The sequence below is a fragment of the Algoriphagus boritolerans DSM 17298 = JCM 18970 genome, assembly GCF_900108085.1.
Classification (GTDB): Bacteria; Bacteroidota; Bacteroidia; order Cytophagales; family Cyclobacteriaceae; genus Algoriphagus; species Algoriphagus boritolerans.
Genome location: NZ_FNVR01000003.1, coordinates 156,185 through 168,312 on the forward strand (window position 1 = coordinate 156,185; position 12,128 = coordinate 168,312).

The 12,128-nt window shown below is 42.8% G+C and carries 9 protein-coding genes and 1 pseudogene; 1 reads left to right on the forward strand and 9 read right to left on the reverse strand.

The window, feature by feature from the left end; genetic code table 11:
- Positions 1–3: 3 nt before the first annotated feature.
- From gyrA to C4S61_RS04445, 6 genes are all read right to left on the reverse strand, one after another.
- On the reverse strand, positions 4–2,532 hold the full coding sequence (gene gyrA / locus C4S61_RS04420) for a DNA gyrase subunit A (RefSeq protein WP_103923587.1): 2,529 nt from the start codon (positions 2,530–2,532) through the stop codon (positions 4–6).
- A 95-nt stretch (positions 2,533–2,627) separates the two neighbouring features.
- Entirely contained in the window at positions 2,628–3,647 is a 1,020-nt protein-coding gene (locus tag C4S61_RS04425; protein WP_103923719.1) for a hypothetical protein, read from the reverse strand.
- A 99-nt stretch (positions 3,648–3,746) separates the two neighbouring features.
- Positions 3,747–4,241, reverse strand: a complete 495-nt coding sequence (locus C4S61_RS04430) for a hypothetical protein (RefSeq protein WP_103923588.1) — start codon at positions 4,239–4,241, stop codon at positions 3,747–3,749.
- Between the two features lie 120 nt (positions 4,242–4,361).
- A complete protein-coding gene (rpe, locus tag C4S61_RS04435; protein WP_103923589.1) occupies positions 4,362–5,012 on the reverse strand; it encodes a ribulose-phosphate 3-epimerase in 651 nt (216 codons plus the stop codon).
- 53 nt (positions 5,013–5,065) lie between these two features.
- Positions 5,066–6,721 (reverse strand): S8 family serine peptidase, encoded by a 1,656-nt coding sequence (locus tag C4S61_RS04440; protein ID WP_103923590.1) that lies wholly within the window; start codon positions 6,719–6,721, stop codon positions 5,066–5,068.
- Entirely contained in the window at positions 6,708–7,397 is a 690-nt protein-coding gene (locus C4S61_RS04445) for a hypothetical protein (RefSeq protein WP_103923591.1), read from the reverse strand. The genes C4S61_RS04440 and C4S61_RS04445 overlap by 14 nt, the downstream gene beginning before the upstream one ends.
- Before the next feature lie 131 nt (positions 7,398–7,528).
- Between C4S61_RS04445 and trpF the strand changes: the two genes are divergently transcribed.
- Positions 7,529–8,149: a phosphoribosylanthranilate isomerase gene (gene trpF, locus C4S61_RS04450; protein WP_103923592.1), complete on the forward strand. Its 621-nt coding sequence runs from the start codon at positions 7,529–7,531 to the stop codon at positions 8,147–8,149.
- Positions 8,150–8,180: 31 nt separating this feature from the next.
- Here trpF and C4S61_RS04455 read toward each other — a convergent pair whose 3' ends face one another.
- The 3 genes and pseudogenes from C4S61_RS04455 to C4S61_RS04465 all read right to left on the reverse strand — a co-directional run bounded on the left by C4S61_RS04455 (position 8,181) and on the right by C4S61_RS04465 (position 12,030).
- Positions 8,181–9,131, reverse strand: coding sequence for an aldo/keto reductase (locus C4S61_RS04455; protein WP_103923720.1), 951 nt, complete (start codon positions 9,129–9,131; stop codon positions 8,181–8,183).
- A 61-nt stretch (positions 9,132–9,192) separates the two neighbouring features.
- Positions 9,193–10,597: pseudogene (locus C4S61_RS22610) on the reverse strand (epimerase).
- 59 nt (positions 10,598–10,656) lie between these two features.
- On the reverse strand, positions 10,657–12,030 hold the full coding sequence (locus C4S61_RS04465; RefSeq protein ID WP_103923593.1) for a putative oxidoreductase C-terminal domain-containing protein: 1,374 nt from the start codon (positions 12,028–12,030) through the stop codon (positions 10,657–10,659).
- Between the last annotated feature and the right edge of the window lie 98 nt (positions 12,031–12,128).

Consider the following 12,128-nt stretch of genomic DNA (forward strand, 5'->3'; position numbering starts at 1 on the left):
TGGTTATTCAGTTGTTTCTTCTGGCGATTCCGGTGTTTGATTTTCAAGATCAGGAGAAGTCGGATCTTCTAATTCTTCTTCTTCTTCTCTAGAAATCTTTTCTACCGAAGAAATTTCATCTCCTTCTCCTACTCTGATCAACTTCACACCCTGCGTCGCACGACCCATTACTCTTAACTGATCCATGGATATTCTGATTGTTATACCAGATTTATTAATGATCATAAGATCGTCGTAATCAGTCACTTGTTTAATTGCAACTAAAGCTCCGGTTTTTTCCGTAACATTCATTGCTTTCACTCCCTTTCCACCCCGATTGGTAATTCTGTACTCTTCAAGGTCAGAACGTTTTCCATAGCCCTTTTCTGAGACTACCAATAGCGTGGCGTTTTCCTCTGAGGCACAAACCATGCCAATGACATAATCTTTATCTTGATTTAACGTTATCGCTTTCACTCCCGTAGCAGTCCTTCCCATCGGGCGAACTGATGTTTCAGGGAAGTGAATTGCCCTACCTGATTTGACGGCGATTACGATATGCTGTCTTCCATTGGTCATATTGACATTGACCAACTGATCATCCTCTCTGATATTCAGCGCAATGATTCCATTGGTACGTGGTCGGCTGTATTGCTCAAGCGTGGTTTTCTTGATGATTCCCTTTTTGGTGATCATCACCAAGAAGTGATTGTTCAAGTAATCCTGATCATCCAGACTTTCCACCTGAATAATTGATCTGATTTTATCATCTAATTCAATATTGATCAGATTTTGAATCGGCCGCCCTTTCGAAGTCTTTGCGCCTTCAGGGATGGCATAGGTTTTCAACCAGAATAATTTTCCCTTGTCAGTGAAAATCAACAAATAGTTGTGTGTCGAAGCTGTAAACAAGTACTCGGTAAAATCATCCTCTTTGGTGCTGACACCTTTGGAACCAACTCCACCTCTGCCTTGTGTTCGGTATTCAGTCAAAGCAGTTCGCTTCACATAGCCTTGATGAGAAACCGTAATCACCACCTCTTCATTTGGAATCATGTCTTCGTAGCTGAAATCTTCCGCGTTGTGCTCGATTTCGGTACGACGGTCATCGGAATATCTGTCCCTTACTTCCTGAAGCTCGGCCTTGATGATTTCCATCCGTTTTTCTTCATTACCGAGAATCTCTTTCAATTCCTCGATCAACCCCATGATTTCTTTGTATTCCTGGATGATTTTTTCGCGCTCCATTCCGGTAAGCCGTTGCAATCTCATATCAAGAATCGCACGTGCTTGAATCTCGCTAAGCTCAAACCGTTCAATCAAGCCATTTCGGGCCGTTTCAGGATCCGAAGAATTTCTGATCAAAGAAATCACCTCATCCAGATGGTCTAAAGCGATCAGGTAACCCTGTAAAATATGGGCTCTTTTCTCCGCTTCTTTTAATTCAAATACTGTTCTCCTGACTACAACCTCGTGCCTGTGGTCGACATAGTGAACGATCAGGTCTTTAAGGTTCAGCGTATAGGGCCTTCCTTTGACCAAGGCTACATTATTGACCGAAAATGAAGTTTGTAAGGCAGTGTGTTTGTAAAGATTATTCAGTACCACACTTGAAATAGCATCCCGCTTCAGCTCATACACGATCCTCATCCCGGACCGATCAGACTCATCACGTATTGCGGAGATTCCTTCAATTTTCTTCTCATTGATCAAAGCAGCGGTCTTCTCAACCATATTGGCCTTGTTGACCATGTATGGAATTTCGGTGATCACAATCATCTCACGGTTGCCACCGTCCTTGATCTCAACATTAGCTTTGCCTCTGACTACTATTCGTCCTCTACCGGTCTCGAAAGCAGCTTTTACGCCGTTGTAGCCATAGATAATTCCTCCTGTAGGAAAATCCGGAGCAATGATAAATTTCATCAGCTCGGCAATGGTAATGTCTCGATTTTCGATATAGGCCACGATCCCGTCGATGACTTCTCCGAGATTGTGAGGAGCCATATTGGTTGCCATACCTACTGCAATACCTGATGCGCCATTCAGAAGCAAGGCCGGAACCTTGGCCGGAAGAACCGTCGGTTCTTTTAAGGAGTCGTCAAAGTTGAATTGAAAATCAACCGTTTCCTTATTGATATCCACCAGCAATTCCTCAGCGATGCGCTTAAGCCTCGCTTCGGTGTACCTCATCGCAGCCGGATTATCTCCATCGATGGATCCAAAGTTACCCTGACCGTCCACCATCGTGTATCGAAGGGACCAATCCTGAGCCATACGAACCATCGTTTCGTATACAGCCGAATCTCCGTGTGGGTGGTATTTACCCAAAACCTCACCTACGATTCTTGCGGATTTTTTATAGGGTTTGTTGTGCAATACTCCCAGTTCCTGCATTCCATACAGAATACGTCTGTGAACTGGCTTGAGTCCGTCTCGGACATCTGGAAGTGCTCGGGAAACAATGACCGACATCGAATAATCGATGTAGGCACCACGCATTTCCTCTTCAATATTAATTGGGATAATGTTCTCGTTTTCTCCTTGAGCCATATAATGCTAATTCAGGGGTCGATTTAGGCCGCAAGATAGTAAAAAAGGCAAGGTTTCGAAAGCCTCGATTCAAAGGTTATTTCAGCGGTTTTACATCAATACCACTGTCCTACTTTGCGATTTTGCATATTAAAAATCGAGCTTCCACGGTATTCTATACCATTATGCATGTGCTTCATCACTACACCACAGCCTTGAATTTTGCACCTTTTGGTACCGGGAATTTTGATGGCCAAACCCGCCTGAAGTCCGTAGACATCCTGATTAATGTTTTGAAATTCAGAATAATCAGAAGCTGCGTAAGTAAACTCTCTAAACTCCCCTCCACCTTTTAGAAATAACTTGGCATACTCCGAAAAGTCATATTCCACGCGCAATGAAACTCCAAAATATGGATCCTCAGACACGGCCAGTCTGGGAACATAAGGAACTGCACCCATCAAAAGTGAAGGATCAACCGAATTTTTAAGTTTCATCTTTCCAAACTCTCCCTCCAAAATAAATCTCCATGGGTAATTTTGCCGGGCCCGCTGTCTAAGCTCCGACTGCATGTAAATATTATTCGTACTGTATCTTCGATATTGCCATTTCAGAAATCCCTGACGTCGCTTAGCATCATACAATACCAGACCTACTGTACCATAGGTCTTGCTGATTTGATAGCTAGCACCTTCAAACGCAAATTCATGGTCATTACCTCTCATAGGAGCTAAATTTCCCCACTCTCTCCCAAAGCCACCACCGACAGTCAGGAGGTTAAACAAATTGATCCTGACTCCGCCATTGACGAGGGGAACTATCCACTCCTCGCCCGAGAGTGAAAGAGTATCCTGAATTGAAAAATCTGAATTTTCGAAGTTTTGATACTGGGTAATGGGATATAAACCAGGGTTTTCAGCATAAAATGCAGTGCCTATCTGATGGTAAGCCGCTCCGGTGGACACTTCCAAGGCAAACATCTCAATGACATTCCTGAAAACATTACCAACACCCGATTCACTTTTAGGATTTTTGGCTTTGCTACTGATTCCAAAAATGTCATCTTCCTGAGCCCAAGCAGTGATTTGGAAAAGAGTAAGAATTAGTGCGAGCGGGAAAGTTTTTTTGAAAGTCATGCTTTGGTAACGAAAAACCGGTTCAGTTGGTGTGAAAATAAAAAAAGAAGCTTCTTTTCCGGAAGCTCCTTCAAATCTTTTGCCAATCAAGGAATTAATTTATTTTTCTACGTCACCGTCGTCTTTCACTTTCATTTCGGCGACAAGCTGATCTAGTTTTTCTTTCATAGCCGGATCTTCTTTGATCGCTCCGTTTACTTTATTGTAAATAGATACTCCCAAAACCGTGTCATCTTTGATCAATTCGGTTTTGTAGTCTACCACCGATTGCTGAAGGGAATCCTGAAATTCTTTGATCGCTGCGTAAGCAGCTCTTTCTTCGTCAGTCAGGTTGATTTCGGCTTCCTTTGCAGCATCTCCCCAAGCGGCTTTGATTTCATTATATCTGGCTCCTCCGTCGATGACTTCGTTGTTAAGAATCATATTTTTCAATTCTTCCGTCTTTTTCTCCACAAACTCAGAAGTCATCACCTCCACTGTCGCAAACTTTTTTAGATCCTCATCTGTAACTGCTGCTGCTTCAGTAGCTTCCTGTGCAAATCCCGCTAAATTCAATCCTCCAAAAAGGAGCAAAAACATCCATGTCTTTTTCATATGTAGTGTAGTTTTAAAATGAACAAATCGCAATAAAAACCTCCAAAAGTAAGGATGCAAGAATTTAAAGTGTCTTTTAAGATATTTTATGATAAGCGGCATATCCTAAAAGACCTAAATTTAAATTGACTTGAGATTGGCAATGGTCTGTTGCGGATTTGTTGAGCTAAATACAAAACTTCCCGCCACCAAGATATCCGCACCTGAGGCAATGAGCTTTGGTGCATTGTTCAAGTTTACACCTCCATCAATTTCAATTTTGGCAGATGATCCCTTCTCCAAAATTAAATACCTGAGTCTTGAAACTTTAGAATAGGTATTTTCTATGAATTTCTGTCCACCAAAACCCGGATTGACCGACATCAGGCAAACCACATCAATATCAGCTATAATTTCCTCCAAAAGATTTACCGAAGTATGTGGATTTATCGCTATACCTGCTTTTGCTCCCAGGGAATGAATCGCTTGGACAGTTCTGTGCAAATGTGCACAGGCCTCATAGTGCACAGAAATAATTTCCGCCCCTGCCCTACGAAACGACTCCAAATAATTATCAGGATTGACAATCATTAAATGAACATCAAGTGGTTTTTTTGCATGGGAATGAATCGCTTCCGTTACCGGAATTCCAAAAGAAATGTTCGGCACAAAAACCCCATCCATGATGTCCACGTGGATATAGTCTGCCTCCGAAGAATTCAACATTTCTACCTCCTTCTGGAGGTTGGCAAAATCTGCAGCAAGGATAGAGGGGGAAATTAAAATAGACATAGCCAGTTTTTTGATTTATAAATAGGAGGACTATCCTCCAGAAGAGATTTCAGTTAGTAACGAATCAGTTTTATCTGCTTGAAATAAGCACCTTCTCGCATTCGAATCAGGTATAGCCCCGGTTTGATTCCGCTGAATTGAACCCGATAAGGGGTTTTGGAGTCCATTCGGGTCAATTCATTTTGAATCAAATATTTTCCCGTCATATCAATCAACTCAAATGTACTGCTCAAACCGTCGCCAAAATGAATGGAAAGTTCGTCAGTTGCCAAGGGATTCGGAAAAACTTTCCATTCGACCTCTTCATCCCCTTCCACTGATAAAATTTCACCATACAGTGCTTCGTAGAAGTTTGGAATTCCATACCCCAGAAGGTTATCCGGATTTTCAAATTGAGTGGCACTTTGCAATAGTTTTTCGATCAATTCATCCTTGGTCCATTCAGGTTTGGCTTGCCATAAACCCGCTGCCAAAGCTGCAACTTGAGGAGCAGAAAAAGAAGTGCCACTGGACGAACCTGGAGTTCCATTGGAACGAATTAAAACCGGAGTGCCACCGAAGGCCACCAATTCTGGCTTCAGTCTTCCGTCACCGGTTGGCCCCTGAGAACTGAAGCCCGATCTAGTCAAATCAGCATTGACCGAACCGACCGACACTATTCCTTCTGCATCGGCAGGTGCTACTAAACTAGACGTTCCTCTCCCACCATAGTTTCCGACACTGTTGACGATCAGGATTCCTTTTTGAGCGGCAATCGCAGCACCCTTGGTAATTGCAGCCGTCTTCCCATTCAAATCTTCAATAGTATAGTTCATGCTCGGATCATCAAAATCCCAATAACCAACCGAGCTGTTGATGATATCGACTCCAAGACTATCAGCAAATTCAGCCCCTCGCACCCAGTTGAATTCCTCTACACGGTATTCTGTGGCTACTTCCTCTGTGATCACCAGAATGTAATCTGAATCATAAGCTCCGGAGACTAGTTTTGCAGGTTCATTGGCAGCGATCAGCGATAGTACATTCGTCCCGTGCTGGTTGTCCATGAAAACCTCAGCATTCCATGGTCTGACAAAATCACGTTGACCTAGGATCTGATTGTTGGTAAACAAATGCGAAAACGCCGAGGCGGTATTAATTCCGGGAAATCCTGCATCAAATACCGCTACAGTAACCCCTTCGCCAGTAAAGCCCTCTTCATGCATTTTGTCAATACCAATCAGTTGATTTTGAAAATCATAAGTGTTGTTAGCCAATGCCAGCTCCCGAGTATTCAATTTGGGACTCTCCAGGCTCTGAAAGATATTTTTTTCGGGTTGAATTCGGGCTCCCGGATAAGCCAAAAAGCCTATACCCACTAATTCAACTTTCTCTACAAAAGGCAAAGCTTCAATTGCTGAAATTCCTGCCCCATCTGCAACCAAAACCGCAGCATTTATCCATTTACTGGCGAAGAGTACATATTCTGCAATTCCCCCTACTTCATCCAGGTATTTTGCCGAAACTGGTAGATCCAGACTGTCTGCCTGAATCCCTTCCCGATTTCTTCGCTGAATCGCCTTTTCCGTCAAAAATTCCTGTGGACTTTGAAGGGAAAAATCCGTCTGAGGCTTGAATTTGAAATACACTGCGTAGCGATCTTGGGCTTGAGCCTCCAATCCCAAAAACAGGGAGATCAAAAGTCCAACACCAAATTTAATCCTTCCCATACTCCACTAATTTCAAATGAGTTTTGCTGCCACCATCTATCAATTCCTGTCCTAAACAATCATTTCGGGAGCAATAGGTTATCACTTCATCGTATTTTTCCAATAGCCCCACTCCTTTACCGAATATTTCGTATCGAATATCCCGTGTCGTAATCTTATCATCCAAATTTTCCTGATTGACACGAACTAATTCAACTCCTTCAAAGCCGGAAATGACTCCAGGCTCTGCTTCAACCAGTTCGAAATCATCATTTCCTTCAGCCTGATATGCTTTTCCGTTCCAAATACGACCCATGGTAGGAGGAAAAACCAAAGGAATAATCGGGGTGTTATTTACGGTCCTCAGCAGAGATCTGTCCCGAAATAACAAGGTGTACTCCAATTCAGTCACCCAGTTTTGGCGATTTGGGGACTTTGATCTCTGAACGATATAGGTCATTTCATTCTCAGCATTCAGGAACGATGTTCGCACCCTGTCACGATAGAAGAATTGATCAGTTTCTGAATCATTTTCTCCAAAAAAAATTGTTTCGTCCACTTCATAAATCCAAAAATTACCGATCTCAAGAGGCTGATAATCTTGATCAACATCGAAATTCGGAGTCTCCTTTTCCTGATCACAGGATACAAATAGCACCAAAAAAGCTAACAGATATAGGGGTAAAGGTTTAATCATAACTCAATTTAAAAATTAAAAATACATGCAATTTTCGGCTAATGAGAAAAATGTGGATTTTTTTAGAACCCGCTCATTTCCTTTCCTGAGAAATTTGACCTGCTTACCTTAGCACTCTATTCAACTGACGCATGGCACTAAGTACTTTTGTAAAAATAAACAGCGTAACCAACCTCACCGACGCCAGATATGGAGCCGGAATGTATGTCGATTTACTAGGATTTGATTTGGATGATTCGTCCCAAAACTTCATGAGCCCGGAGCAGTTCAACGAAATCAGCGGATGGGTATCAGGAGTTGATTTTGTCGGTGAATTTTCACACGAATTCCATCCGGCTATTAGTGAGATTTTAAAAAAATATCCGGCAATCTCCTGGATAGAATATGATCGAATCGAAGCGCTGGAAGCGCTGGTAGGGAAAGGATACGGATTGATTTATAAAATGAATCTGGAAGAAGTGAGACGGATAGAACCTGATGTCGCCAAGACGCTTAACCAATCAGGTATAATTTTTCATGTTGTATCAATTGATGAAAACCTATCCGGGGAGGATCTTGGAGTAATTAAGAAACTGGCAGAAGACTGTCGTGTAATCCTTGGTTTTGGCATTACCGTAGAAAATGTTCAGTCACTTGTGGAGGAAACGGGGATTTATGGTATTTCGCTCAGTGGTGGCAAAGAACTCAAGCCTGGGCTGAAAGATTTGGACAAACTTGCAGAAATCCTTGAAAAGCTGGAAATCGAAGAATAAACAAAAACCCCGACTTAGCCGGGGTTTTTGTTTATTGATCCCATAGATCACTTAATATATAAGGACTCTGCGGTCCTGTGAAAAAACTTCCATCGATGAATCGATGGCTGACTCCGATATTGGCAAGCAAGTCCAAATCTCCAGAATCCAGCGTAATCTCGGCAGATTTGAAGTTTTCAATGATGCGATCCTGATTTACGGATTTAGGAATTACAGCAATGTCTCTTGAAATTGACCAGGCAATCAAAATTTGACCCACGCTTGCTCCATGTTTTTTTGCAATTTCCATTACCACGGAATTATCAAGTAGCCTGGGATCATTTTTGTGACGCTCAGCTCTGGAATCGGGGGAGCCAAGAGGAGAATAAGCTGTCATCAAAATTCCATGGGCAGTACAGAACTTAACCAGATTTTCCTGAGGCAAAAATGGATGCATTTCTACCTGATTCATTTCCGGTCCCTCTCCTCCCATGCTCAGAATCTCATTCAATTTTACTTGATTGAAGTTGGAAACACCAATATGCTTGGTCAATCCGGAGGCCTTTTGTTCCTGCATGGCTTCCCAAGTTTGGGTCAACGGCACATCCTGATAGGTGTAGAACTCCTCTCGATGCGTAGCAAATCCAACTCCCGGCTTAAATGCAATTGGCCAATGAACCAGGTAAAGATCCAAATTGTCCAATCTCAAATCACTCAATGTTTTTTCAAGTGCTGGTTTGACATCCTCATGTCTGTGACTGTCATTCCAAAGTTTGGAAGTGATGAAAAGGTCTTTACGTTTCACCAATCCATCTGCCAAAGCATCGGCTATTCCCTGACCTACCTCGCGCTCATTTTGGTAGATTGCCGCGCAATCGATATGTCTGTAACCGGCTTTTATGGCCCAATAAACTGCCTGTCTAACCTCACCAGGTTTGCTTTTCCAGGTACCGAGGCCTAGAATGGGAAGTTTGTCTCCATTTCTAAAAATCAAATTTTTCATCATACTCTAATTTCTCTATTTTTTTTGGGTTTTCACACTTGAACCGCTATCCTCTGACTGATCAATAGGATTTTTTCTCCAGGTATTTTTTAAATCGATTCATTACCCAAAGGTGCAACTTCGCTTGGGTATTTATATATACGATCCAAGGTAATCTTGGGACGAATTCATGAATGGCAGAAATGATGTATCGGCTGTCTAAAACTTCTCTGAACTCCAGCCAACCATAATCGAATCGCTTGACTAGCCAACCGCCCGAGATGTAAAATAGTTGCCTTTCAAAATCACTTCGGTCAGGAATCATGGTAAGCTGCAACATGGGTTTCTTTCCCCAGAGGAGATAGAATCCAAGATCCCCATTCTTGCCGACCTTTCCGTTGATCAAAAATCTAAAAAAAGTTGGCAGCCAAATATTGTAGCGATTTGCCACCCAAAGTGCGGAATGACGATTTTTGTTTGGCATTCGCTGTATGGATCTTACCGTATTTTTCACGCCTTTGGTTTTGAAAAAAGAAGGCATCAAAGGATAATCAGTTTCAGTCAAAGCCACTTCACAAGCTTTTTCAAAAGATTGATAATCGATCTCTTTTTCTTTAAAAGCAAGTTCGGGAGAAACTGTCAGCGTGTGCTTCAGACTTTCTACCAGTGGTGAAACCAGCTGAGGGGGACTGTCACCAAAAATACCAACCCAGAGTTTGGAAAGTCCAAGAGAAAAGACCGGAACGGAGAAAACAAGCCGTTTTTTACCCATCGCCCTGGCAGTCCGTTCGAGCATATTCCGATACGACATGACTTCAGGATTCCCTATCAATCGCCTTTCCGTAGACATTCGGGTTTCCGATACAGCAATCCATAATGGTCAGCGTATCTTTTAATGAAATGGGTTGAGTCAACGATTCTGTCCACTTGGGGCACATGAGCACAGGAAGTCTGCGGACCAGATTTTTGATCATATCAAAACTGGAGCCTCCGGGACCTACGATGATCGAGGCTCTCAAAGCGGTAAGCTTAGCCTTCCTCGATCCCAACGTTTTCTCCACTTCGAGTCGGCTTTTCAGGTGTCTGGAAAGCTTTTCTTCCGGTTCATCAGGCAATAATCCTCCCAGGTAAATAATCTGCTTCACCTCGTTGATTTCTGCCGCGCGGCTGAAATTATCCGCCAGCAACAAATCGGTGTCTTCAAAACTTCCTTGATTGAGCCTTGTGGAAGCATTCATCGAGTGAACCAAATAAATAGCCACATCCACCCCCTTCAGGGCTTCTACAGTAGAGGTGATGGAGTAAAGCTCGACTTGTCGCCATTCCACCTCCGGATAGGGATTCTGATCGACTTTCTGTCTGCTGAGGGCTACAAAGTTGAACTTGTGTCGATATTCCTTGATCAACCAGCGACCAATATATCCTCCTGCCCCGGCAATAGCCACGGTGAGTTTTTGATCTTCGTATTTAATTTTTGAATAGGGCATAAAAAATAGGGCTGAGTGTAAGATAACACAATCCACCCTACTCTGTTTATCTCCAACCCCTATTTTAAAGCAAAGGCTCTCGCCAAAATCGTGGTGTAATACTTCGTGATCATATTAGGGACTTCCCAAGCCGGCATATTACCATTTTGATAATATTCCAAAAACCGCTCCGTCACCTGTGCAAAATGCGCCTCATGCCCGTTGTGATACGAATCGGGAACCAGCACCTGATATTCACCTGAGGGCATTAGCTGAAGATCAATTCCCGGATATTTCTTCTGAAGCGTTTCCTTTACGGCCTTTTCCAAAGTCGAAGGGTCAGCTCCAATCAATTTTACATACAAGGCTGGTCTATAGTTTTCCTCTTTTCCTTGACGAATAATCAGGTTGGCCTTGGTGCCACGCATCAAACTGTAATGCGTATCGGCGCTTCCTTCAGGAGCTTGAAAATTCCAGATCACACTGACTTTGGCGTGCTTTCCTTTTAGGGTATAATTCATCTCTCCGTTGGAAAAAACCTCCAGGACATCCCCTTTGAGGGATTTTTGAAGAAAATCCGGGAATTCAGTCTTCCCGGTCACATTTTGAAATTCCTCCAAAGTCATAGTCGTAGCCCATCTTCTTGCAGAAAGCATCTGAACATCAGTGGTGTCTAAAATCACCTCCGGAAATGCCTCCCATTGGATCAAATCCACCAAATGCGTGGTCACATCAACGATACCATCCCCTTCCTTTTCCACATCAAAGAACCAGTCCGGACGGATCAAAGGAACGCCGGAAACGTATTTGAAGAAATGGTGAACCGACTCTTTGGTGATCGCGGGATTTTCGGGAGTACCGTCTTCGAGTTCACCAAAAACGTCCGAAATCATCGAAAGCTCCCGCTGAAGGAGAGTCGTGATTTCAAATCTTTCTGTCATAATATCGTAAAGAAGTAACTCTTTTTCTTCTGCGATTTGAAAAGCCTTTTTGAGCTTTTGGAACCCTTCAGGATTGATTACTAAAGGCTTGTCAGCATAGACGTGGATTCCATTTTCTACTGCCGCAAGGATGTAATCGATCTTTTGGTCATTCTTTCCGGCTACCATCATCACATTTCCGGGTTTCTGGGCAATCATCTTTTCGAGATAATCCGCACCCGTATAAACTTCCAAATTCCATGCAGTGGGATTTTCAGCCCTTTGATTATAACTCGCGATCCGATTGAGATGATCTTTCAATTCCGGACCTTCCGGAGCAAAAATATGAATGGTCGAATCCACGACTGGGTACATGGACTTATGAATCAATCCGGCATGAAAATGCCCCGGATCAAGCGTCATGATCCTTACTTTTGAATCTGATTCAGGAATTTCGGTCTTCATTTCTGACTTGGAACAGGAAACGAGAAAAAGGGCCAAAATGGCCCCCTTAAGCATTTTTGAAAATTTCATTTTAGATTATTTTAACCAAAGAGGGAAACAGAGAATTAGGTTTTTTAGAATACAACCAATTTTGGAACTTCAATACTGAATAGCCACAGAGAGATTTT

Excerpts from the sequence above, each read along its gene's own strand:
- gyrA (WP_103923587.1), bottom strand. The coding sequence starts at position 2,532 with ATGGCTCAAGGAGAAAACGAGAACATTATCCCAATTAATATTGAAGAG.
- C4S61_RS04425 (WP_103923719.1), bottom strand. The coding sequence starts at position 3,647 with ATGACTTTCAAAAAAACTTTCCCGCTCGCACTAATTCTTACTCTTTTC.
- C4S61_RS04430 (WP_103923588.1), bottom strand. The coding sequence starts at position 4,241 with ATGAAAAAGACATGGATGTTTTTGCTCCTTTTTGGAGGATTGAATTTA.
- rpe (WP_103923589.1), bottom strand. The coding sequence starts at position 5,012 with ATGTCTATTTTAATTTCCCCCTCTATCCTTGCTGCAGATTTTGCCAAC.
- C4S61_RS04440 (WP_103923590.1), bottom strand. The coding sequence starts at position 6,721 with ATGGGAAGGATTAAATTTGGTGTTGGACTTTTGATCTCCCTGTTTTTG.
- C4S61_RS04445 (WP_103923591.1), bottom strand. The coding sequence starts at position 7,397 with ATGATTAAACCTTTACCCCTATATCTGTTAGCTTTTTTGGTGCTATTT.
- trpF (WP_103923592.1), top strand. The coding sequence starts at position 7,529 with ATGGCACTAAGTACTTTTGTAAAAATAAACAGCGTAACCAACCTCACC.
- C4S61_RS04455 (WP_103923720.1), bottom strand. The coding sequence starts at position 9,131 with ATGAAAAATTTGATTTTTAGAAATGGAGACAAACTTCCCATTCTAGGC.
- C4S61_RS04465 (WP_103923593.1), bottom strand. The coding sequence starts at position 12,030 with ATGAAATTTTCAAAAATGCTTAAGGGGGCCATTTTGGCCCTTTTTCTC.